Source organism: Cloacibacillus porcorum, assembly GCF_001701045.1.
Lineage (GTDB): Bacteria > Synergistota > Synergistia > Synergistales > Synergistaceae > Cloacibacillus > Cloacibacillus porcorum.
In genome coordinates this window covers 1513318-1536182 of sequence record NZ_CP016757.1, presented here as the reverse complement: position 1 = coordinate 1536182, position 22865 = coordinate 1513318, and the positions used below count along the sequence as shown (strand labels likewise).

Here is a 22865-nt window from a genome sequence, read left to right as displayed (position 1 = left end):
ATAGGTGTACAAAACATCTGCATAAGAAATATCGACGCGGATTTGGTCTACATATGTCTTTTTAATACTTTTATGCACTATTTTTGGCAAACACATAAGGGCAGAAGCATCAATACGAAAGCCAATAAAAAACTCCCCCGCTCCGCACAGGTACGGGGGAGTTTTTTTATTGGCCGTTCAGTTATCTTATCCGCATCGAGCGGTGGCCGGCGTCCAGAATATCGCCGCGCACCTCGGCGCTGAAAAAGCGCCGCAGCCCCTCCGTTAAAGCGTCAAGCACATTCTGGGCAGTATCCTGCGGCAGTTCTCCGAGTATCTCCGAGACAAAAAAGATATTTCTACTCTCCGGCGTGATGATAGCGTGCCGCGACTGCTTCCAGACGAAGTGCCGCGTAACGATCATGCCGCCGTCGGCGTAGCTCACCTCGCCGGGCGGGATATCGACGCCCGCCTCTCCGTCCAGCGCCGTAAAAGAGTCGCCCTGACGGGAAAGACGCAGCGCAAGCCCCTCCCGCAGCGCGTCAATGTCAAAGCCTCCCGCGGGAACCAGATAACTGAGCGAGACCGCGTTATAAAAATCGACGAAGGGGTGGATGCTGAAGGGGCTCTCGCTCTTCCCCGCGCGCCGCGTCAGGGCCTCTATCGAGCTGGGAAAATCCTTTCGCGGCGCTCCGGCCCCCTTCATCCGCTCGCCCCACGGCTTGATAAAGGGGTGCGACTGCGGGTTGCCGTAGGCCCTGGAGGCCGCGGCGGCGTTCCGCCAGCCCTCGCGGAGAAAGGCCGCCACCGGCTCGCTGTCGGTCGGGACCGACATCCCCTCGGCCGCCGCGACGACCAGCCTCATACCAGGAAAATAATCAAAAATACCGGCTTCGATAGAAAAATCCACGGCGTCATTCTCCTCTCAAATAACACTCTGTTAAATCCTATCAAATCATTTTTCGCTCAAACCAATGACATATTCCGCCCGCCGACGGCATAAGAGATAAGCCGCCGACGGCCTCTCTTCAACACTCGCCGCCTATCTTCAGCTTACCCTGCGCGACCGGCAGCCAGTAGCGCAGATAGAGCATCGAAGCCGCCGCGAAGACCGCTAGGCCCATGACGCGGAAGGTGTTGCTGACCCCCAGATAGGGGGAGAAACAGCCGTAAACGAGTGGGCTTACCATCCAGCCGGAGTCGATGACGAGCAGCACAAGCCCCGTAGCCTTCGGATGATAGGCGGCGGGCAGCATATCGCCGACAAGCGCGAGATCCGTGGGAAAGCCGATCCCGATCCCGACGCCGAAAAAGAGCCCGAAGAGGACGAACATCAAAGCGGTCGAGCTGAAAGACAACCCCAGCAGCGCGAATCCCATCAGCGCCGCCGCGGGCGCGGCGAGCCTCACGCGCGGGATGCCCGCGATCAGCCGGAAACCGACCGTGCGGATGAGCACCGCCGCGGCGGCGCTGGCGATCATAAAATAAGAGACGGAGACCGACCTCGCGTTCGCGAGCGAGGCCATGGAGATCGTCATCGCGTCGGCCAGCGACATCGTGGCGGCGGTAAAGAGCAGCACCTTGACTCCCTTGACCTTAAAGAGATCGGAATAACGCCCCCACCGCCTCTCGGCCTTGCCCGAATAGCTGAGGTCCTTCACAAAGCAGCTCACCGCCGCGCAGGCCAGCGCCGTCAGCGCGGGAAACCAGATATAAAGCTCGTTGAAATTATGATGCAGCAGCCATTCGCTCACGGGAACGACCGTCGCCAGCGGCAGCATCGAACCGGTGGTAAAGAGCGCGAAGCCGATGCCGCGCGACCTCTCGTCCAGCAATATAGACTGCGCCGCCACCGTCGCCACCACAAAAACGCTGACGCTGACGCCGAGCATCGCGCGGAAAAAGAGCAGCAGAAGCGGACTATTCAGCGAGAGGGCGATCCCCGCCGCCATCGCGACGCAAAAAAGCGAACTGCCGATCAGCGAACGCCGGATATCAAGCCGCTCCATCACCACGCTGCCGAGGGGACGGCAGAGCAGCATGACCATATAAAAGATACTCAGAAAAAGCCCTACGGCCTGGGGAGAGGCCCCCATCCGCTCATAAAAGGGGCCGAACAGGAAATAAATATTCGTGACGCAGGTGATGCCGTAATATGCCAGGAAAATCAGAAATATCTGGCGGTTGTCCTTCATATTCTCTCCTCCTGCCTCCAAAAAAGGCGCCCTCCGCAAGAGGGCGCCTGAAACACTTCGTAAACCGAGTCTACTCTTCCTCTTCTTTGCGCTCCTGGGCCGCCTGTTCGATGACCTTCTTCGCGATATCGCCGGGGACCTCTTCATAGTGGCTGTACTCCATCGAGAAGGAGCCGCGTCCCGAAGTCATCGAGCGCAGGATGATCGCGTAGCGGAACATCTCCGAGAGCGGGCACTGGGCCTTCACTATCTGGAGCTTGCCCTCGCTGTCGATGCCCATGATGCGTCCGCGGCGACTGTTGAAGTCGCCCATGACGTCTCCGAGACACTCCTCGGGCACCGTGACCTCGACATTCATCACCGGCTCCATAAGAATCGGGTTCGCCTGCTCCATACACTTCTTGAAGGCGATCGAGGCCGCTATCTTAAAGGCCATCTCCGAAGAGTCGACGTCGTGATACGAGCCGTCGAAGATCGCGCAGGAGAAGTCCGTCGCCGGATAACCCGCGAGGAATCCGCGCGCCGCCGCCTCGCGGAGCCCCTTCTCCGCCGCGGGGATATAGTTCTTCGGCACCACGCCGCCGACCACCCTGTCGATGAACTCGATGCCCGCGTTCTTATCGAGCGGCGCAAGCTCAAACCAGACGTCGCCGTACTGGCCGCGTCCGCCGGACTGCTTCTTATGCTTGCCCTGGGCGCTGGCCTTCTTCTTTATCGTCTCGCGGTAGGGCACCTTCGGCGTGCGGGTATCGAGATCCACCTTATAGCGCTCCTTGATCTTCGAGAGCATAATATCGAGGTGCATATCGCCCATGCCGGAAAGCACCGCGTCGTTCGTCTCCGGGTTCTTCACGAACGAAAGGGTGCGGTCCTCCTTGAGCATCTTCGTGATCGCGTTGCCGAGCTTGTCCTCGTCGGCGCGGCTCTTCGGGAAAACCGCCACGCTGTAGACCGGCTTCGGGAACTTTATCGGGCGGAACTGCAGCACCTCGCCCTTGACGCCGAGCGTATCTCCGGCGATCGTGCTCTCCAGCTTCGGAATGGCGACGATATCACCGAGGACGATCTCCTTGCCCTCCGTGCTCTCCTTGCCCTTCATGAAGCGGAAAGAGCTGATACGCTCCTCCTGGTCCTCCGTGACGTTATAAATCGTCTGGTCGCTTGTGAGATGTCCTGAGAAGACCTTCACGAACGAGAGCTTGCCCACATAGGGGTCGACCATCACCTTAAAGACGAAGGCGAGGAAGGGGCCGTTCTCATCGGGCGGGATATTGACCACCTCTTCGCCCTTCAGCGCCGCGCGGCGCAGCATATCCTTCGGCGAGGGCATATACTCCACAATCATATCCATCAGCTGCGGCACGGCGATATTGGCCGAGCCCGAGCCGGGGATGATCGGATAAATCGAACGGGCGCAGACCGCCTTGCGCAGGACGCCGAGCAACTCCTCCGTAGAGAGCTCTTCTCCGTCGAGATAGCGCATCATCAGCTCGTCGTCGGCCTCCACGGCGCGCTCCACCAGCGTCTCGCGGGCCGCGGCCACGGCGTCGGCCATATCGGCGGGCACGTCGCCCTCCGTATACTCGCTGCTGCCGTCGCCCTTGTACATATATGACTTTCCGGTGAGGACGTTTACCACACCTTTGAATTCAAGCTGGCTGCCGATCGGCAGGTATAACGGCACCGCGCGGTCGGAAATATTTTCCTGTATATCTGCTACGACATTGTCAAAGTCGGTATTTTCCCGGTCAAGTTTGCTGACGAAAAATATTGCGGGCGTCTCAAAGGTCTCTGCGAAGTCCCATACGCTCTGCGTCTGCACCTCAACGCCGGAGGTGGCGTTCACAAGGACGAGGGCGCCGTCCGCGACGCGCATCGCGCTGCGCTGCTCGCCGACGAAATCGGCGAAGCCCGGCGTATCCAGTATATATAAGGTCTTATTCTTATATGGAATCGTGGAAAGCGAAGTGCTGATAGAAATGCCGCGCTTCTGCTCCTCCGAGTCAAAGTCGGAAACGGTATTCTTATCTTCGACCCTGCCCATGCGCGAGATCAGCCCCGCATCAAAGAGAAAAGCCTCGTTAAGTGTGGTCTTCCCCGCGCCTCCGTGTGAAATGAGTGCGATACTGCGAATGTCTTCCGGTTTACGTGTCCCCATTACCTTCACTCCTTCTTTGCTGTTGAAGCTTCATATAAGGTTATCGCATTTGCCCCATTGATGATACTTGTAATGTTAGGTTACGTCAAGAAAAAAGAGCTTTCGGCGGCGGCGCGCGCCCCCCGAAAAAGAGACCGCTCCGCCCCCTTCCCGGCCGCGCCGCGCACCCGTGCGCAGGCCGCGCGGCGCGGCCGCCCGATCCGACATTGGCGCGAAAAATCAGATAAACGCTTGACAAAGAAAGCGCGGAAACTGTATTGTTATGTAGTTAAGTATTTTTACCTGTTATTTATTTCATACTTTACGTACCGAGAAAAACCAAAAAAGGAGGGCGATACACATGTCGCCGCACAACAGTCAGCACGCCGTAACACCCAACTCGAATACCCCCCCCCGTATTAAGTTCAGCGGGGTCCGCCTGAGCATCCTGCCGGTACTTCTCCTGCTCTCGCTCCTGGCCCTCTCCCCCCTCGCCGCGCCCGGCAGGGCCGACGCGCTGACGCAGGACGTTGACGGCGTCTACCTCATCGCCACCCCGGCGGACCTCCGCGAATTCCGCGACCGCGTAAACAGCGAAGAATTAATCTCCGCCGACGCGCGCCTCACCGCCGATATCGACCTCTCCACTGACGGGGAGCCGGAGGAATGGATCTCCATCGGCGACGGCCACAAGCCGACTACTGTTCAGAGTGTTGGAGTGCCCAATTACCGCGGCACCTTCGACGGCGCGGGCCATACCGTCGGCGGCTACAAGATAACGAAGCTAGGCAGCCATGCCAATGGATTCTTCGGCCACATTGGCGTCGACGGCATGGTAACGGGACTAACCGTCAGCGGCAATATAAATATAGATATGCCTGGTACTACCGGACACCGCGCCGGCGGCATCGCGGGACAGAACGTCGGCACGATATCAAACTGCGTCAACTACGGCGCAGTCGCCAGCACCGTTGGCGACACCGGCGGTATCGCGGGAGTCAACGGCAGCAACCCCCTTACAGGCATGATATCAAACTGCGTTAACCGCGGCAACGTCACAGTCACCCAAGCGGGCGGCGGCATCGTGGGAGTCAACGGCTATTACAGCACAACATCAAACTGCGTCAACGACGGCGACGTCTACGGCTCCAACTCAGCTGAAAACAGCGGCGGCATTGCGGGGAAAAACAACGGCGGCAAGATAACAAACTGCGTTAACTACAAGACTGTATCCGGCAGCCGATACGCCGGCGGCGTCGTGGGATACACCATATTTCCAACCAACACAACATCAAACTGCGTCAACTACGGCGACGTCTCCAGCTACCCAATAGACGCGTCCCAAATCGCCGGCGGCGTCGTTGGATGGCACGAGAAAGGCACGCTATCAAACTGCGTCAGCGTCGGCGGCAATGTCACAAACACAAAGGGCGACGGCACGGCAAGCGCCGGCGGCGTTGTGGGAACGTGTGGGAAAGAAGCCAAGATATCAAACTGCGGCTGGCTCTATTCACAGGAAAATAATAAAGGCGTAGGAAGCAGCGACGTCACCCCCGCCCCCGAGCCCGTCAGCCTCGACCAAACCGAAATAAACGAAAGCGTCGTCGTCGCGCTCATCGCCGACCACATGAACATCACGCTCAGAACCGGAGATACGGCGAAGATCACCCTAAACGCCCTACCCGGAAAACAAGCGGCATTCGGCAAATATGTGAAAAACATCACCGTACCCCCCGACTCCGAGAAAATCTCCGCCAAAGTCAACGAAGAAAAGGGCGAAATAACGCTCACCAGCCTCAAAGAGGGAACCTCCGCCCTCTGCGTATCGGCTGACCTCTACACGACGGACTTCAATAATAGCCTCGCCCCCTCTGTCGATCCTGTGCCGCTCTCCCTGACTATCTATGTCTCGGCCCGCCGCACGCTGGGCGGGATAACGCTCTCCCCCGAAAAGATGAATCTCCGGGTTGGAGCAAGCGGCAAATTCACCGCCACCGTCACGGCGGAAGGGGCCGCGGATCAAACCATAAACTGGCACAGCAGCAATGAGAAAATCGCCGCGGTGGACAATGAAGGCAACGTGAAAGCCCTCGCCGTTGGTGAGGCCACGATCACCGCCATGACGGCGGACGGAAAACACGACGCGGCGGCCAAGGTGACCGTCGCCAACCGCCACAGCGGCGGAAACGGCTGCGCCGCGGGCGTAGGCGCGCTGGCTCTCTTCGCGCTGATACCGCTCCTGCTGCGGAAAAAGAAAAGCTAACGACAAAATAAGATAAAGTACATATACATAAAAGACAACGAAAAGGGCGACGGCGAAAACTGTCGCCCTTTCCATTGCCGCGCCTTCGCCATACCCCGGCCCGCGCGCCGATGACAGAAACGGTTATGACGGCGGCATAAAGTAATGAGACGCAATGAGACGAGATGAGCCTTTTGACATTTCCGCGCGCCGCCGTTAAGATAGGGAAAATCAGGTTATCTTTGTTCACCTTTGACGGGTAAAGCATACTAAAAATATAACACGGCACGCGCCGCCGGGCGGCGGCTTTCACGCGTTTGCTGCGCTGAAAGGAGAAAACATATGCCGGAACTTCTAAAAAACAGATATAACCGCGAATCCGTCCGCGAGCTGGCGTTGCGTATCAGGGCCGTAGATCATTCATTCCAGGTCAATGATTTTGTAAACGGCATTATGGACAACAGCTGGGCCAGCCTAGAGCTGAAGGCCCGTATGCGGCAGATTACGCTGAATTTAGGAAGGTATCTGCCCGCCGATTACGAACGGGCGCTTGGCGTCATTGACAGGGTCGCCGCCGGTTATCCCGCGGGGTTCAACGACTTCGCCCTCATGTATTTTCCTGATTTTGTCGAAGTCTACGGGCGGGATGAGCGCCATTGGGAGCTCTCGATGTCCGCGCTGGAAAGGTATACCCCATTGTCATCCTCCGAGTTCGCCGTGAGGCCGTTTATCATCGAGCATGAAGAGCGCATGATGGCGCAGATGGCTCTCTGGACGGCACATGAGAACGAACATGTCCGGCGGCTGGCCAGCGAGGGCTGCCGCCCGCAGCTGCCCTGGGGACAGGCGCTGACCCGTTTCAAAGAGGACCCGACGCCGGTTCTCTGTATTTTGGAGCGGCTTAAAGCCGACCCCTCGCCCTATGTCCGTAAAAGCGTAGCCAACAACCTGAACGATATCTCCAAAACTCATCCCGCTCTGGTCGTAAAGACCGCGTGGGATTGGTACGGAAAAGAGGGGCGTACCGACTGGATCGTAAAGCACGGATGCCGGACGCTTCTGAAAAAGGGCGACAGGGATCTGCTTGACCTCTTCGGCTTTGCTGACGGCGGCTCCGTGGATATTGACGGCTTCGCGCTGGACGCCGCCTCCGTCCCCATTGGAGGTAAAGTGACCTTTTCCTTTGTCGTCGAGACAAAGAAAGCGGCCAGGGTGCGGCTGGAATATGGCGTTGATTATGTGAAGGCAAACGGCGGCCGAAGCCGCAAAATATTCCAGATATCCGAACTTTCTTTGAAGGACAACACAAGAAGGCCCTACACAAAACTCATTCGTTTGCGGACACAAGTACAAGAAAACACTACCCCGGCCCCCATTCGCTCACGCTCATCGTAAACGGCGCCGAGCGCGGCACGCTGGATTTCGAGCTCTCCGCGAAATAACCTCCCCGCGGCAGCCCGATGCGAGAGAAGCTAAGGTCAACTCTCCCTCAGTCTCGGCGAAAAACATCGCCGAGCCAGCTCCCTCAATGAGGGAGCCCAAAATCTTTGATAAACAGCGGTTTATCTTCGGTCCTATCGATGATAAACGGCGATTTTTTCTTAAAGCCTTCCTCTCTGAGGCGGCCAGGGAGCCAAATCAGAGTTCTTCTGATTTGTGCGATTCGGCTGGTAGTTACATCAAAGGTGGATCGCCGCCGCTTTTGCGGCGAGACGGAAGGAGTGTTGCTCTGCTTGGCGCGGCTGACGCCCCTTATCAAAGCGTAGCCGCAGTTCAGCTATCGGTCAGCTCGCGTAGAAATCCGGGCGGTTCGGGGATATCCTTGGCAAGCTTACGCACGATACGGCTGTCTATTTCACAGCATACACGGTTAAAAGATCGCCGGACCTCGGGATTGGTAAAACGCATCACCTCTACCCCCAGCTTTCCGAAACATTCCGTCCGCCGCTGGTCATAATCCGGACTGCCGCCGCAGTAGTGCTGTCCGCCGTCTATTTCTACGACTAAGGCGGCCTCAAAACAATAAAAATCTGCTATGTAGCGGTCGATGACCTTCTGACGCTGGAAACGCACGGGATATTTTGCGAGAAAATCGTACCAAAGATGACGCTCCTCCGGAGTCATATTACGGCGCAGCCCCCGGGCAAGAGGAATGATTTTTTTATCGTATCGCACGAATACATAATCCCCTTCCACATCAGCAGTTATTGATAAAATCTAATCTGCAGTAAGCATACCACAGTCTGATAAGTCTGCAGAGGTAAGGTCAAAATTAAGAGATCGAAAACCACCTCGGATAGGATAAAAGATGAACGGCGGTCTATCAAAGATTTTGGCGCCCTCTCCGAGGGAGCTCCCCGCGAAGCGGGGTGAGGGAGAGTTGACCTTCGGTTCTCCCGCGGCCTTTGCCGCGGGCTCTTTTTGGCGCGGGAACCGCGCCAAAAAGAGCAACACTCCTTCCGTCAGCCGCCAAAAACAGGCGGCCGACACCTCCCTCGGAGAGGGAGGCGACAAGGGCAAAGTCAAAAGCCAAATCGCTGTTTACCTCTTTTCCCATCCGAAGGAAATCGGCGTTTAGAAGTGCGAGTTGCTAAATAAAATGGGGGCTCCGATACCGGAACCGTATCTTCATACGGTGAGGATTCGGAGCTCCCGTTTTATGACGCAAATCGTGCTTATAAACGCCGATTTCCCTTAGTGAAGGAGTTCAGAGAGAGCCCTCGCCACCTCGGCGGGGTCGGCGCTGCCGCGGGTCTCGCGCATTACGAGCCCCTGAAGGAATTTTACCTTCGCGCCCTTTTTATCGGCACCCCTCTTTATGGTCTCGACGGCCTCCGGTTCGGCGGCGAATACCTTTTCAATTACCGCTTTGAGCGCCTCGCCCGTCAGCCGTCCGCCCGCCGCGCCGCATTTTTTCAGTGCTGCCTCAAGCGTAAGTTTTTCGCCGTACATCGCGGCGAGCACGTCTTTGGCCTGCGTGTTGGAGAGCTCTTTTTTCTCGACCTTCGCGATCAGCGAGCCCAGCTCTTTCGCGGGAACGGGGAAGGCGGTGATGTCCAGGCCCTCTTCGCGCAGCAGCCGCTGTACCTCCATGCGGGCCCAGTTGGCGACCTTCGCGGCGGGCGCGCCCGCGGCGACCATCTCTTCGTAGTAGTCGGCCATCTCCCGCTGTTCGGTGATCTGCTGGCTCTCTTCAAGGCTGAGGCCGTACTGCGAGACGAAGCGGTCGCGCCTGTCCCAGGGCATTTCCGGTAGGCTGGCGCGTATTTTTTCGACATATTCCGGCTTCGCGTCGATCGGCGCGAGGTCCATCTCCACGTAGTAACGGTAGTCGCGCGCGCCCTCTTTGCTGCGCATGGAGCGCGTGACGCCCGCCGCGTCGTCCCAGAGGCGCGTCTCCTGCACTAGTTTGCCGCCCTCGTCAAGCACGCGGTTCTGGCGCGCGATCTCGTATTCGAGGGCGCGTTCGATCGATTTTAGGGAGTTGATGTTTTTCAGCTCTACGCGGGTTCCCAGCGAACCGTCGGGGTTCGAGAGGGAGACGTTGACGTCCACGCGCAGCGAGCCTGATTCCATCTCTCCGTCAGAGGCCCCGAGGTAACGCGCGAGCTGGCGTATCTGGGTGACGTAGGCGATAGCCTCCGCCGGCGAGTTCATATCGGGCATCGAGACGATCTCGGAGAGGGGCATGCCGCCGCGGTTGTAGTCGACTAATGAGTAGGCTGCACCAGAGAGGCGGCCGTCGGAAGTCGGATGCACGAGTTTGCCCGCGTCCTCTTCAAGGTGCAGGTGGTCGAGGTGTACCCGCTTCGGTTTGCCGTCGGCGATGATGTCAAGGTATCCGCCCTGGGCAATGGCGTGTTCGTACTGCGTGATCTGGTAGGCCTTCGGCAGGTCGGCGTAGAAGTAGTGTTTACGGTGGAAGCGCGTGTTGTCCTGGATGTCGCAGTGGAGGCCAAGCCCCATTTTTACCGCGAGGTCCACCGCGTGGTCGTTGATGACCGGCAGCGTGCCGGGCACGGCGAGGCAGATCGGGCAGACGTTGGTGTTCGGCGTCGCGCCGATGTAGTCCGTGGAGCAGCTGCAGAAGAGTTTTGTCTTTGTCTTTAGCTGGAGGTGTATTTCAAGTCCGATAACGACCTGTCTTTTCATCTTAGCACTCTCCTTCCATGATCTCGGCCGCCGCCGGAGCGCCCGCCGTTTTTTCGATGATGGAGGCGTAGGACAGAAGCTCCGCGTCGCCGAAGCGCGGCGCGAGAAGCTGGACGTTGGTCGGCAGTCCCTCGGGCGTGAATCCGAGGCTGAGGCTGACGCTCGGCAGCCCGGCAAGGTTGGCGATGGTGGTGAATACGTCTCCCAGGTACATTCTCACGGGATCTTTTTCGCCGAGGCCGCGTTTGTAGGCGAGCGCCGGGGAGATCGGGCAGATGAGAAGGTCGGCCTCTTTGAAAAGCTCCTTGAATTCGTCGGAGATGAGCTGGCGCACCTTTGTCGCGGGCACGAAGTAGTTTTCGTAGTAACCGCGCGTGAGGATGCAGGTGCCGACGAGGATGCGTCTGCGCACCTCTTCGCCGAAGCCCTCCATGCGGCTCTTTTTGTACATTTCGGAGAGGTTTTTGCCGTCGGCGTGGTGGCCGTAGCGCATGCCGTCGTAGCAGGCGAGCTTGGAGCTAGCGTCGCCGAGCGCCACCATGTAGTAGCAGGCGACGGTATGTTCCATCGTGATGGGCAGTTTCGCCTCGATGATCTCGGCCCCCGCCTCGCGGCATATCGCGGCGGCGCGGTCTATGGCCTCGACAAGCGGACGGTCCACGCTTTCACGGTCGAAGCCGGTGAGGATCGCCACCTTTTTGCCGGCGAGCGAGGCGCTGCCGACGGCCTCCGTGAATGAGGGACGCTCGTAGGCGTCGCAGGTGGTGTCGTTGGCGTCCTCTTTTGCGAGCACATCCATGAGGAGGGCCATGTCGCCGATGTTTCTCGTCAGCGGCCCCACCTGGTCGAGCGAGGAGGCGTAGGCGACGATGCCGAAGCGGCTGATCTGCCCGTATGAGGGTTTCATGCCCTGTACGCCGCAGAAGGCGGCGGGCTGGCGCACGGAGCCGCCGGTGTCGCTGCCGAGGGCCACGGGGACGAATCCCGCCGCGACGGCCGCCGCGCTGCCGCCGGAGCTGCCGCCGGGAACGCGCGTGATGTCGCGCGGGTTAAGGGTCGGCCCGAAGATAGAGCTTTCGGTGGTGCTGCCCATCGCGAATTCGTCCATGTTGGCTTTGCCGACGAGGACGGCCCCCGCCTCTTTCATGTTTTTTACGGCGGTGGCGTCATAGTGCGGCACCCAGCCTTTGAGCATTTTGCTGCAGCAGGTGGTTTCGATGCCGTCTGTGCAGAAGTTGTCTTTAACGGCGAAGGGAACGCCCGCGAGAACGCCGGGATCTTCGCCGCGCGCGATCATTTCGTCTATCTTTTTCGCGTCGGCGACGGCCCGCTCTTCGCATACGGCGACGAGCGAGTTGTATTTTTTATCATATTTTTTGATGCGTTCGATGGCGGCGCGCGTCACCTCTTCGGCGGTGAATTTTTTTTCTTTGACGCCCGCGGCTATCTCCCGCGCGGAAAGTTTGTGGAATTCCATGTTTTATTCCTCCCCTTCCCCGTCGTCTTCAAGCGCGATGATGCGCGGCACGCGGAAGAAGTCGCCGTCGCGCACCGGCGCCTCTTCAAGGAAGAGGTCGCGTCCCGTCCAGCGCACCGGCTCGTCCGCGCGGCGCGCGGGAGCCTTTTTGACGTCCCATTCAAAGGGAGCCACGTCCTCGTGCGCCAGCTCCTGCATCTTGTCGCAGAGGCGGAGGATGTCGTTGACGCGGTCGAGGACCTCCTGATACTGATCTTCGGGAAGGCCGATACGCGAGAGCGTCAGCACCTCGCTCAGCCGTTCCTTATCCATTTCCATTTTTTTTATCATGTCATTACCTCCTGAAGTGAGGATTTTTTCTGATGCCGCCCGCCGTACCCGCCGGCGGTAAAGGCGTCGCTTCCGTCTATTCCGCCTCTTTGAGTTTTTCCAAAAAGGCCGCTTCGTCGAGTATGGGGACGCCGAGGCTCTGCGCCTTAAGGTATTTGCTTCCCGGCGATTCGCCGACCACCACATAGCTCGTCTTTTTGCTGACGCTCTCGGCGGTTGCGCCGCCCAGCGCCTTGATCCTCTCGCCCGCCTCGGCGCGCGTCATCTGCGATAGCTCGCCGGTGAGGACGAATTTCAGCCCGTTCCACGGCAGGGCCGCCCTGTCGCGCACCGGCTCGTTGGACTCAAAGCGGACGCCGGCGCTTTCAAGGCGCGCAAGCAGCCGTTCGTTATGAGGCTCGGTGAACCAGGCGTGGAGCGACTGGGCGATCACGGGGCCGACGCCCTCGGCAAGTTCCAGCTCCGGCTCGCTGTCGCGCGCGGTCTTTTCAAGTTTACGCAGCGAACGGTAGCGCTCCGCGAGGTCGCTCGCCGTCTTTTCGCCGATGTTGCCAATGCCGAGCGCGTTAATCACCGCTCCAAGCGGTCGCTCTTTTGATTTCTCAATCGCTGCGACAAGGTTCTGCGCCGATTTCTCTCCGAGGCGGTCAAGGGCGGCGAGCTCCGCGGCCTTGAGGTCGTAGATGTCGGCGTAGTCGTGGATGAGGCCGTTTTCCACAAGCTGGTCGACGATTTTTTCGCCGAGGCCGGAGATATCCATCGCCGAGCGCGAGGCAAAGTATATTATGCGCTCTTTCACCTGCGCGGGGCAGGAACTGTTCCGGCATTTGACGGCGGACTCGCCGGGCAGCCTCACGGCATGGGAGCCGCAGACGGGGCAGGTGTCGGGAAGGTTAAAGGGTTCGGTGCCTTCGGGGCGTCTGTCGTGTTCGACGCGCACCACCTCGGGGATTATCTCGCCCGCCTTATGGACCCATACGTAGTCGCCCACGCGCAGGTCCAGCGCCTCTATTTCGTCCTGGTTGTGGAGGTTGGCGCGGCGCACGACGGTGCCCGCGAGATGTACGGGGTCGAATATCGCCGTCGGCGTCAGAACTCCCGTGCGTCCGACGCTCACCTCGATCTCGCGGACCTGCGTCAGCTTTTCCTCTGGAGGGAATTTGAAGGCGATCGCCCATTTCGGGGCCTTCGCCGTAACGCCGAGGACCCCGCGCAGGGCGATGCCGTTGAGCTTGACGACGACGCCGTCGGTGTCGATGGGATGTTCGAAGCGTTTTGTCTCCCACCCGTCAAGGTAGGAATATATCTCCGCCAGAGACGAACAGAGCAGGTCTGAACCCTGCATCGGCAGTCCGAGCGCGGCGATCTCGTCGAGCATCTGCCGCTGGGTGAGGATGCCGAATTTTTCCGGTTCGATGATTTGGTAGAGGTAGATTTTCAGGTTCCGCCGCGCCGTCTCACGCGGGTCAAGGGTGCGGAGGCTGCCGGCCGCCGCGTTGCGCGGATTGGCAAAGAGGCTCTCGCCCCTCTCCTCGCGGGCGGCGTTCAGGGCGGCGAAGCCCTTTTTATCGATGCAGACCTCTCCGCGCACCTCAAAGCGTCCCGGCAGCGGTTTGGCGAGCCTCAGAGGCAGGGTCTTGATCGTGCGGAGGTTCGCCGTCACGTCTTCGCCGGTCTGCCCGTCGCCGCGCGTGGAGCCGCTGATAAAGAGACCGTCTTCGTAGACGAGGGAGACGGCGAGGCCGTCTATCTTCGGCTCGCAGACGACCTCGACTTTATCGTCGCCAAGGCTCTCGCAGAGCTTCGTGTAGAATACCGCGAGTTCCGCGCGGTCGAGGGCGTTGTCCAGGCTCATCATCGGCACGGCGTGGGTGACCTTCACAAAGCCGTCGCGCGGGCTGCCGCCGACGCGGTGGCTCGGAGAGTCCGGCGTCACCAGCTCGGGATGTTCTTTCTCAATATCCTGCAGCTCCCGCATGAGCCTGTCATACTGAAAATCCGAAATCTCCGGCGCGTCCTGCTCATAATAGAGCCGCGCGTGACGCTCTAATTCGCCGCGCAGCTCCTCCGCTCTCTTTTTCAGATTTTCAAAATCACTCATTCTGTTTTTCCTCTTTTTGTTTTGTTCTTGCTATTTTTTATATAGAACACAAACGTAAGTCCGATGATTAGATGTGTCGGTAGCTAAATAACTTGACGTTGGGCAACCGGAGGCGCACTAACGTGCGTCGAGGATTGACCAACGGTAAGTTATGACGCTAACGGCACATATAATCATCGGCTCCGTTAGTCTTTGGGCTTCATCGTGGGGAAGAGAATAACATCCCTGATGCTCTTGGAGTCCGTGAGCAGCATGACGGTGCGGTCTATCCCCACTCCCATGCCGCCCGTCGGCGGCAGTCCGTATTCGAGGGCGTTGATGAAATCCTCGTCGAAGGGGTGCGACTCTTCGTCTCCCTCCTCCTTCTTGCGGGCCTGATCCATAAAACGCTCGCGCTGGTCGAGCGGGTCGTTAAGCTCGCTGAAGGCGTTGGCGAACTCCCATCCGTAGATAAAGAGTTCAAAACGGTCGGTAACGTCGGGGTTCTCTTTGTTGCGCTTCGAGAGCGGCGAGATGACCGTCGGGTGGCCGATGACGAAGGTCGGCTGGATGAGATTTTCCTCGACATATTCCTCAAAGAAGAGCGGCAGGATGTCAAAACGCGTGAAGGAGGGGGTGATCTCCATGCCGCGCAGCGCCGCCTGACGGCGCGCCTCTTCATCCGTGATGTTCATGAAGTCGATGCCGACGTGCTCCTCCACAAGCTCCGCCATCGTCGCGCGGCGGAATGGCGGGTTGAGGTTGATCTCCGTTCCCTGATAGTTGATCACGCGGCTGCCAAGTTCGTCGGCGCAGGCGACGATCAGCTCTTCGGCAAGGTTCATCATGTCCACATAGTTGCCGTAGGGCCAGTAGACCTCCATCGAGGTGAACTCGGGGTTGTGGCGCTGGTCCATGCCCTCGTTGCGGAACTGCTGGCCGATCTCGTAAACGCGTCCGAGCATGCCGACGACGAGGCGTTTGAGGTGAAGCTCGGTGGCGATACGCATGTACATGTCGATATCAAGGGTGTTATGGTGCGTGACGAAGGGACGCGCGTTCGCGCCGCCCGCGATCGTCGAAAGGATCGGCGTCTGCACCTCGAGCGTCCCGTGCGCGTCGAGCACGCGGCGGAAGGTCTGGATTATCTTCGTGCGCTTGCGGAAGGTCTCGCGCACCTCGGGGTTCGCAATCAGGTCGGCGTAGCGCTGGCGGTAACGGACCTCCATGTCCTTAAGGCCGTGATACTTCTCCGGCATCGGGCGAAGCGCCTTGGAGAGCAGCGTGAATTTCCTCACGGAGAGCGTAAGCTCGCCGCGCTGGGTGCGGAAGGGTACGCCGACAAGTCCGATGAAGTCGCCCGCGTCAACCCACTTTTTGAAGAAGGCATAGTCCTTCTCTCCGAGTACGTCGAACTGGAAGCAGAGCTGGAGGCGGTCGCGTTCGTCCTCGAAGGTGGCGAAGGCCGTCTTGCCGTGGCGGCGCAGCACGATGATGCGTCCCGCCGTCTGTATTTCATCTTCCGACCACTCTTCGGGCTTAAGGTGCTCGTAGTGCTCCTTCACATATCCGAGGGTCTGCTTTACCTCATAATGGTCCTGCTGGAAGGGGTCATATCCCTCCTCGCTGCGCAGGCGCATGAGTTTATCCTTGCGCTGGCGGAATATTTCCTCCTCGGGCATGGTATTTTGCTGCTCTTTGGGGGTGTTCTTGAGTTCCTCTGCCAATTGGATCACTTCCTGTATGGTATTTTTAAATTTATCGTGAAAATGCCGCGGTGCGGCACTTACATATCTTCGTTCTGCGCGGCCTCGCTGAAATCGATCTTCCGCCAGTTCCGCAGCAGCTCCTCCATCTCCGGCCAGCTTTTGGTCATCGCCCCGGCCCTGCGCAGCTGCGAGGCCCCGGCGAAACCCTTGAAGAGGGCGCCGAGCATCCTCCGCGCAATCGTCAGCGCAAGAGGGCCGCCCTCGGTATTATAAATGCTGCCGCCGAGTTCGAGAAGGATTTTCGTCTGCGCCTCGGGAGAGGGATCACAGAACTCCTCCGGCACCTCGGCTCCCATCAATTTAAGCGTCCTCGGCACCAGAAAGGCGTCGCGCAGCACTCCGCGCGCGGCAAGCACCGCGGCGCAGCCCATCTCCAAATAGCAGGAGAAGTCTTCCGGGCGGTAGCAGTCGCCGCTGCCGCCGATCCTTCCCGGATAGAGGCGCGCCACCTCCGCCACCGCTTCGCGCGAAGCAGTCCCCTCATATCTCTGCGCGGGCGTGCGTCCATGCACAAAGATAAAGTCAGCGCCGCCGCTGAATAGTCTTTCGCAGAAGTCCGCCGTCCGTTCGGCGGCGTTCGGCGGCATGATGCGTACCTTTGCCCAGACGGGCAGGCCAAACGCTTTCAGAAGGCGCATCATCTCCGCCGCCTCCTGTGGGTTTTCCATCAGCTTCGAACCGCTGCCCTTCTTTGTGACCTTGGGCATCGGGCAGGCCATATTGACCTCCAGCGCCGCGAAACTCTTTATCTCCAGCGCGATCTCCGCGCCGCGTGCGATGTCCTCGGCGTTCGCGCCGAAGAGCTGGAGCACGCAGGGCTCTTCGCCCTCGCCGCCATGCAGAAGCTCTTTCGTCTTGCGCCCCTTGTATTTCAGCCCGAGGGCGCTCACCATCTCCGTATGCACCAGCCCCGCCCCCAGCATTCTGTGAAAGCGGCGGAAGGAGCCGAAGGTGATACCGGCGAGCGGCGCGAGCCAAAGCGGATTTTCCACCTCCACGCCGCCGACGGTGCGCGGCCAGCCCGGAATTCGCGGGCTGAATGGACGTTGGTTTTCGCTATTTTCCAAGGTTGTTCCTCTCGTAAAGTATCCGCAGGCCGTCGAGCGTCAGCCACGGGTCCACGCTGTCCACGCGGTTTGAATATTTTGCGATTATCGGCGCGTGGCCGCCGGTGGCGACGACGCGGCAGGGGCCGCCGAGCTCCTTGAAGATACCCTTTATCACCTTGTCGACCATCCCGACCGTGCCGTAGATGAGGCCGGACTGGATCGCCTCCACGGTATTGCCGCCGATATAATTCTCCGGCGCGACAAGCTCAATCTGCGGCAGCTTCGCCGTGCGCGAAAAGAGCGATTCCATGCCGAGCTCCATGCCGGGGGAGATAACGCCGCCCAGATAGGCGCCGTCTTCGGAGATGACGTCGAAGGTGATCGCCGTCCCAAGGTCGACGACGATGAGCGGCGTGCCGTACTTTTCTATACCGGCGACCGCGTTGAGCAGACGGTCGGCGCCAAGCCCGGTCGGGTTTTTCATCTTTATCTTAAGGCCGGTATTGAGCTTCGTTGAGACCCGGATGCACTCAAGGCCGACGTACTTCCGGACTCCTTCGCGGAACATCTCGTCCAGCGAGGGGACGACGCTGCCGAAGATCGCGCCCTTGATATTCTCTTTGGCTATTCCTGAGGCGGAAAGCAGACCGAGAACCATAAAGCCGACTTCGTCCGAGGTCTGTTTTTTTGAGGTGAGACGCCATTGATTGACAAGCTTTTCACCGTCGTAGATCCCCATCACTGTATTGGTATTTCCAATGTCGAATACGAGGAGCATATCCTCATTCCTCCCAATCTGTTATACGGTCAATTTTTATATTTTACAACATAGAGGGACAATAGAATAGAAAAAGTACAAAAATCGCCGCGATAATTGAGGCCCGCTTCAGCTCCGCGCCGCACCGCAGCGCGGCCGCCGCGGCAAAGAGCGCCACGGAGAGGGCGAAGATCGGCGCGTCCCAGCCCACCGCGCCGGTGATGACGGAGGAGCCCCATTCAAGCCCCCTCTGAAAGAATAAAAGTATCGTCTCCGAGCATCCGGCGGCTATCCAGGAAAAGGGCATCCCGAACAGAGGCGGGAGCGACAGTATCAGCACAAGGGGAAATATCACGCCGAAGGCCGGTACGGCGGCGGCGTTGAGCGCCAGCCCCGCCAAGGGAGCCTCGCCAAAGGCCCGCGTCACCAGCGGCGCCGTCACGAACCATAAAAGGACCGTCAGGCAGACGGCGCGGCAGATCCCGCCCCTTATAAACGGCGCGGAGGCGGCGATAAACAGGGCGCAGAGAACCGAGAGCCGCCAGCCGAGGTCAAAAAAATACCAGGGATTCGCCAACAGCAGGAGGAGCGCCGCCGCGGTACTTACGTTGTTAAAGGCCGACGAGGGACGCCCCAGTACCATCGCCGCGAGAAACAACTCGGCCATCAGAGCCGCTCTTACGCCGCCCACGGGCATCCCCGACAGCAGCAGATAGCCCCAGAGAAGAAAAGAGATCACCAAAAAGCGCGAAAGGTTCCCGCGTATCAGGAACATGAAAAAACCGGCGATTATCCATATGTGCAGGCCGGATACCGCCAGAAGATGCGAGGTGCCGGCACGGCGGTGCAGAGCCTCCGCCGGAGGCTCCCTTCTCCCCACGGTAAAGGCCGCCATATAGGAGGCCGAGAGGGGAAGAAGACGTTCGTCTATCAGCCTTTCCAGCTTCGCGCGCCAGGCCGGAAGGCCGAAAGGTTGTCCCGTCTCCCTGATCTCAAAAAATACGATCCGCTTCACCGCGCCGCGGGCGCGCCAGTAAAGCCCTTCGTCAAAACCGCCGGGTTTCGCCGCGCTCCGAAAGCCAAAGAGCGCCCCACGCAGTATGACGCCGCATCCCTCCGCGGGCGCGCCCTTATCCGGTACATATCCCGCGAACTTACCGCAGGGGGTAGCGATAAGCAGCGCCCTGCCCCGTCCCCAGCGGCGCGAAGAGAGCACTCTGCCGCTGGTCTCAAGAGAGTCCGGCAAAATAATTTTTTTATTTATGATATAAAGAGAGTAGAGAGAAAAAATGCCGGAGACGGCGATGACTAGAATAAATACCGGAAGCCAGCCCTTAACCGGCCTCTCCGTGATAAAGAGGATCAGCGCGGCGGTAAGCGATAAAGAGGCCGCGGCGGCCACTGGAGAGGAGTGGATAAAGGTATCCAAATAGAGCGAGAGGCAGATACAAAAGAGGATAAAAAAGGCGGGAGCCTCGGAGAGAGGCCCGCCAAAACACTCCCTGCGGCCGGAGACGGCCGGCCTTGCCCTCAAAGTTTCGTCAGCCGCCAACCGTGATGCGGTCCTTCATCGATTCAAATTTTTTCGGGCCGATGCCCTTAACATTCATGATATCCTCGATGCGGGCAAAATTTCCATTCTGGCGGCGGTATTCGATTATCGACTGCGCCGTTTTGGGGCCGACGCCATTTATTGATTCAAGCTCCGCCTGAGAGGCGCTGTTGATATTTATCTTTCCTAACTGCCGCACGGCGGAAGCGCCGCCCTGCGAGCCTCCTGCGGGAATCTGCGCCGCACCGGCTCCACTAGCCGCCGCCTCGCCTTTGCGCAGAAACTTTATCTGCGCGCCGTCCTCCAGCTTCGCCGCCAGATTGACGGCCTCCTGATCGGCGTTCGCGGCAAAGCCGCCCGCCGCGTTCAGCGCCTCGTAGACACGCGCTCCCGGCGAGACCTCATAGACACCAGGTTTTTTCACCGCACCGGTGACATAGACGACCCACTGAGCAGAGGTCTCCCCTCCGCCGGAGACGGCCTTTATCTGGCGCGGCCCGCTATTCGCGGATGAAGCCTGCGGCGTGACATCGATGGTATCCTCCATCTCTGGCATCACGGAGGACTTGCCCGCGGTATCCTTGCCGAACTCTCCTTTAAAGGCCCCGAGAATAACAAAGGCAAGCGCGAAACAGAGCACCCCGGCCGCCGTTAAAAGCTTTCCGGAACTGCGCGAATTCATCGTTTTAGATCCTCTCTCCCTCTAAAGACCAGTGGCTGGCGCGCACGATCCTGACCGGGATGAGCCTGCCGAAATCATTTTCCGAACCGGGAATGATCACGACCTTGTCGGTCATCGTCCGTCCCTGAATCTTCCCCTCGCCGCGCGGCGCAGGACCGTCGGCCAGGATCTCAAACTCCGCGCCGACATAACCCTCGTTGGCGCTGCGGGCTATCTGCGCCTGCAGCGCGTTTATCTCGTTGAGGCGGGCCGCCTTGACGCGGTTGTCTATCTGCCCCTCCATCATCGCCGCCCGCGTGCCCTCACGCGGCGAATACGCCGCGGTGTGGACGATATCAAACTTCACCTCTTTGAGAAGCTCGTATGAGGCGCGGAAATCCTCCTCCGTCTCGCCGGGAAAGCCGACGATGAGGTCCGTCGTAAGGCTCACATCGGGCAGGGCTTCGCGTATCCGGTCGACAAGCGCGAGATACTGCCCCGATGTATAGCCGCGGTTCATCTCACGCAGTATCCGGTCGCTGCCGGCCTGCACTGGGAGGTTTATCGCGCGGCAGATATCGGCGCGTTCCCGCATCACCTCGAGAATATCCTCGTCAAAATCCTTCGGATGCGAGGTCGCAAAACGAAGGCGCGTCAGGCCGGGCTGGTTTGCCACATCACGAAGCAGCGAGGCGAAGCCGTATCCGTTGTTCAGGTCCTTACCGTAGGCGTCGACATTTTGCCCAAGAAGCGTTATCTCCTTGACGCCTCCGTCGATAAGCGTACGCGTCTCCTTTAAGATATCCGCCGCCGCGCGCGACTGCAGCCGCCCCCTGACATAGGGAACGATACAGTAAGAGCAGAAGCGGTCGCAGCCGTAGGTGATCGTCACATAGGCTTTGAAGGGATTTGTGCGCGCCGTCGGCACGACGTCGAGGTCGAGCAGCGCGCGCGGGTCGTCGTCCATAAAGAAACGCGGCGGCCTCTCCGCGGATATTTCCGTCACCGCCTGCGGCACAAGTCCCAAATGGCGGGGGCCGGAGACCAGACGGACACAGGAAAACTTCTTCGCCATCTCGCGGCCGATACGCTGCGCCATACAGCCGACAAGCACCACCGCGGGGCTTTTCCTTTTCTTATATACGGCGTCATAACGCCCAATCTCACTCGCGACCTTCTGTTCCGCCTTTTCGCGGATACTGCAGGTGACGAGAATGACCACGTCGGCCTCCCCGTCGGGGACCTCCTCCCACTTCTGATGCAGCATAGCGGTACGAAGACGGTCTCCGTCGTAGGAATTCATCTGGCAGCCAAATACCCTGATTGAAAATTTATGCAAATACCTATCCCCTTCAAGTGTTTTTACTCTGGAATTATATGTCAAACTCGCTAAACTTTCCATTAAACGATATACTTAATAATAACAGAGATATTCCAAACGGAGGTGCGGATTTTGTTAAAGAAATCCATTTTATTTGTAATTGTATTGCTGTTCACGCTATCGGCGGCCGCCGCGCTGGCAGCGGAAGCCACGAAGCTGCCGGAGATCGCCGGCTGGGAGAACGGGCAGCTGCGCACGACGGAGCTCGACGCGCTCTCTGGATATAAGGGGATGTGGCTTGAGCGTACATACCGGACAAGCGGCGGCACGCCCTTCCGCGCCATCTGGGTTGAGGGCGCGGGAGCCAAAGGCTGGGAGGCAAACGAAATGTCCAGCGACGACGGTGAAATATGGGGAGGCGAGACCTCTGAAAAGGTAACCGTGGCGGGACATAACGCGATGCTCGAATACCGCCCCGTAGTCGGCTACAGCCTGATCGTAAAAATCGGCAAGGACGGGGTTCTGACTCTCGAATCACAGGTCGCGACAAAGGATGCCCTGACGGAAGCCGCCGGCATCCTCATTAAAAACATGAAATAAACTATTCTGCCCGTGCGTATGCGCGTTAAATGCCGACAGCGTTGAAAGCGCTCCTAAGCACGGGCGTTATAAACTGCTGAAGGCCTTCCAAGATAAATAGCTAGCTTTACAGCACTTTTTGGCTCCTTGGCCACCCACACAAAACAAAACAAGAGAGGGAAGTCTCAATTGACTTCCCTCTCCCGCTTAAATTAATTCCGGCAACGACCTACTCTGACAAACAAACTAGCCGACCTCGCACAAATCAGAAAAGCACTGATTTGGCTCCCTGGCCATCCCACGGATACCCTCCGTAGTACCACCCGCGATGTAGTGCTTAACTGCCGGGTTCGGCATGGGACCGGGTGGACCCACTCCCTTGTTACGCACAGAATAAATAACACAAAAAACGACCCCAAGGATTTCCTCAGGGCCGTTCTTCAAATTAATTCTAGCGGCGACCTACTCTCCCACGGATACCCTCCGTAGTACCATCGGCGATGGAGTGCTTAACTGCCGGGTTCGGCATGGGACCGGGTGGATCCACTCCTCTATTACCACTAGAAACTTTTATATCAGCCCTCT

Annotated in this window: 17 protein-coding genes, 2 rRNA genes and 1 pseudogene; 4 read left to right on the top strand and 16 right to left on the bottom strand. The window is 58.8% G+C overall.

Going from position 1 to position 22865, the window contains the following annotated elements; genetic code table 11:
- Window positions 1-181: 181 nt before the first annotated feature.
- The 3 genes from BED41_RS06890 to fusA all read right to left on the bottom strand — a co-directional run bounded on the left by BED41_RS06890 (window position 182) and on the right by fusA (window position 4332).
- Window positions 182-889, bottom strand: a complete 708-nt coding sequence (locus BED41_RS06890) for a B3/B4 domain-containing protein (protein ID WP_066744334.1) — start codon at window positions 887-889, stop codon at window positions 182-184.
- 118 nt (window positions 890-1007) lie between these two features.
- Window positions 1008-2174, bottom strand: a complete 1167-nt coding sequence (locus tag BED41_RS06885; protein WP_066744332.1) for an MFS transporter — start codon at window positions 2172-2174, stop codon at window positions 1008-1010.
- A gap of 70 nt (window positions 2175-2244) precedes the next feature.
- The gene (gene fusA, locus BED41_RS06880; RefSeq protein ID WP_066744331.1) at window positions 2245-4332 is read right to left on the bottom strand and encodes an elongation factor G; all 2088 of its coding nucleotides are present in this window, start codon (window positions 4330-4332) and stop codon (window positions 2245-2247) included.
- A gap of 340 nt (window positions 4333-4672) precedes the next feature.
- On the opposite strand from fusA, the gene BED41_RS06875 reads away from it, so the two are divergent.
- Both BED41_RS06875 and BED41_RS06870 read left to right on the top strand, forming a co-directional pair.
- Window positions 4673-6574 (top strand): Ig-like domain-containing protein, encoded by a 1902-nt coding sequence (locus BED41_RS06875; RefSeq protein ID WP_066744330.1) that lies wholly within the window; start codon window positions 4673-4675, stop codon window positions 6572-6574.
- A gap of 321 nt (window positions 6575-6895) precedes the next feature.
- A pseudogene (locus BED41_RS06870) lies at window positions 6896-7995 on the top strand (DNA alkylation repair protein).
- A 331-nt stretch (window positions 7996-8326) separates the two neighbouring features.
- On the opposite strand, the gene BED41_RS06865 reads toward BED41_RS06870, so the two are convergent.
- Window positions 8327-8728 carry an endonuclease domain-containing protein gene (locus BED41_RS06865; protein ID WP_229712415.1) on the bottom strand — a complete coding sequence of 134 codons (402 nt, stop codon included), beginning with the start codon at window positions 8726-8728 and terminating at the stop codon, window positions 8327-8329.
- 133 nt (window positions 8729-8861) lie between these two features.
- On the opposite strand from BED41_RS06865, the gene BED41_RS06860 reads away from it, so the two are divergent.
- Window positions 8862-9131, top strand: a complete 270-nt coding sequence (locus BED41_RS06860) for a hypothetical protein (protein WP_066744324.1) — start codon at window positions 8862-8864, stop codon at window positions 9129-9131.
- A 116-nt stretch (window positions 9132-9247) separates the two neighbouring features.
- On the opposite strand, the gene gatB is transcribed toward BED41_RS06860, so the two are convergent.
- The 10 genes from gatB to miaB form a co-directional block, all read right to left on the bottom strand.
- Window positions 9248-10705 (bottom strand): Asp-tRNA(Asn)/Glu-tRNA(Gln) amidotransferase subunit GatB, encoded by a 1458-nt coding sequence (gene gatB / locus BED41_RS06855; protein WP_066744322.1) that lies wholly within the window; start codon window positions 10703-10705, stop codon window positions 9248-9250.
- A gap of 1 nt (window position 10706) precedes the next feature.
- Complete coding sequence (gatA, locus tag BED41_RS06850) at window positions 10707-12182, bottom strand: Asp-tRNA(Asn)/Glu-tRNA(Gln) amidotransferase subunit GatA (protein WP_066744320.1); 1476 nt, start codon at window positions 12180-12182, stop codon at window positions 10707-10709.
- 3 nt (window positions 12183-12185) lie between these two features.
- A complete protein-coding gene (gene gatC / locus BED41_RS16625; protein WP_168160243.1) occupies window positions 12186-12512 on the bottom strand; it encodes an Asp-tRNA(Asn)/Glu-tRNA(Gln) amidotransferase subunit GatC in 327 nt (108 codons plus the stop codon).
- Between the two features lie 76 nt (window positions 12513-12588).
- Window positions 12589-14613: an NAD-dependent DNA ligase LigA gene (gene ligA / locus BED41_RS06840; RefSeq protein WP_066744318.1), complete on the bottom strand. Its 2025-nt coding sequence runs from the start codon at window positions 14611-14613 to the stop codon at window positions 12589-12591.
- 185 nt (window positions 14614-14798) lie between these two features.
- Window positions 14799-16274, bottom strand: coding sequence for a lysine--tRNA ligase (lysS, locus tag BED41_RS06835; protein WP_066749060.1), 1476 nt, complete (start codon window positions 16272-16274; stop codon window positions 14799-14801).
- 104 nt (window positions 16275-16378) lie between these two features.
- Complete coding sequence (locus BED41_RS06830) at window positions 16379-17428, bottom strand: tRNA dihydrouridine synthase (protein WP_157102287.1); 1050 nt, start codon at window positions 17426-17428, stop codon at window positions 16379-16381.
- Entirely contained in the window at window positions 17418-18188 is a 771-nt protein-coding gene (locus BED41_RS06825; protein ID WP_066744316.1) for a type III pantothenate kinase, read from the bottom strand. Before BED41_RS06825 ends, BED41_RS06830 begins: the two co-directional genes overlap by 11 nt.
- Before the next feature lie 43 nt (window positions 18189-18231).
- A complete protein-coding gene (locus BED41_RS06820; RefSeq protein WP_066744314.1) occupies window positions 18232-19701 on the bottom strand; it encodes a ComEC/Rec2 family competence protein in 1470 nt (489 codons plus the stop codon).
- A gap of 7 nt (window positions 19702-19708) precedes the next feature.
- Window positions 19709-20401, bottom strand: a complete 693-nt coding sequence (locus tag BED41_RS06815; protein ID WP_066744312.1) for a ComEA family DNA-binding protein — start codon at window positions 20399-20401, stop codon at window positions 19709-19711.
- A gap of 4 nt (window positions 20402-20405) precedes the next feature.
- A complete protein-coding gene (gene miaB, locus BED41_RS06810) occupies window positions 20406-21719 on the bottom strand; it encodes a tRNA (N6-isopentenyl adenosine(37)-C2)-methylthiotransferase MiaB (protein WP_229712414.1) in 1314 nt (437 codons plus the stop codon).
- Between the two features lie 114 nt (window positions 21720-21833).
- Between miaB and BED41_RS06805 the strand changes: the two genes are divergently transcribed.
- Window positions 21834-22301 carry a hypothetical protein gene (locus BED41_RS06805; protein ID WP_066744310.1) on the top strand — a complete coding sequence of 156 codons (468 nt, stop codon included), beginning with the start codon at window positions 21834-21836 and terminating at the stop codon, window positions 22299-22301.
- 258 nt (window positions 22302-22559) lie between these two features.
- Here BED41_RS06805 and rrf (BED41_RS17000) read toward each other — a convergent pair.
- Together rrf (BED41_RS17000) and rrf (BED41_RS06800) are read right to left on the bottom strand one after the other, a co-directional pair.
- Window positions 22560-22673: ribosomal RNA gene (gene rrf / locus BED41_RS17000) — 5S ribosomal RNA — on the bottom strand.
- Window positions 22674-22729: 56 nt separating this feature from the next.
- Window positions 22730-22845: ribosomal RNA gene (rrf, locus tag BED41_RS06800) — 5S ribosomal RNA — on the bottom strand.
- Window positions 22846-22865: the final 20 nt, after the last annotated feature.

Bases quoted from the DNA above. Each gene is read 5' to 3' on its own strand.
- BED41_RS06825 (WP_066744316.1), bottom strand. From the start codon at position 18,188: ATGCTCCTCGTATTCGACATTGGAAATACCAATACAGTGATGGGGATC.
- BED41_RS06885 (WP_066744332.1), bottom strand. From the start codon at position 2,174: ATGAAGGACAACCGCCAGATATTTCTGATTTTCCTGGCATATTACGGC.
- BED41_RS06815 (WP_066744312.1), bottom strand. From the start codon at position 20,401: ATGAATTCGCGCAGTTCCGGAAAGCTTTTAACGGCGGCCGGGGTGCTC.
- gatC (WP_168160243.1), bottom strand. From the start codon at position 12,512: ATGATAAAAAAAATGGAAATGGATAAGGAACGGCTGAGCGAGGTGCTG.
- BED41_RS06875 (WP_066744330.1), top strand. From the start codon at position 4,673: ATGTCGCCGCACAACAGTCAGCACGCCGTAACACCCAACTCGAATACC.
- fusA (WP_066744331.1), bottom strand. From the start codon at position 4,332: ATGGGGACACGTAAACCGGAAGACATTCGCAGTATCGCACTCATTTCA.
- ligA (WP_066744318.1), bottom strand. From the start codon at position 14,613: ATGAGTGATTTTGAAAATCTGAAAAAGAGAGCGGAGGAGCTGCGCGGC.
- lysS (WP_066749060.1), bottom strand. From the start codon at position 16,274: ATGCCCGAGGAGGAAATATTCCGCCAGCGCAAGGATAAACTCATGCGC.
- gatB (WP_066744322.1), bottom strand. From the start codon at position 10,705: ATGAAAAGACAGGTCGTTATCGGACTTGAAATACACCTCCAGCTAAAG.
- gatA (WP_066744320.1), bottom strand. From the start codon at position 12,182: ATGGAATTCCACAAACTTTCCGCGCGGGAGATAGCCGCGGGCGTCAAA.
- BED41_RS06860 (WP_066744324.1), top strand. From the start codon at position 8,862: ATGAACGGCGGTCTATCAAAGATTTTGGCGCCCTCTCCGAGGGAGCTC.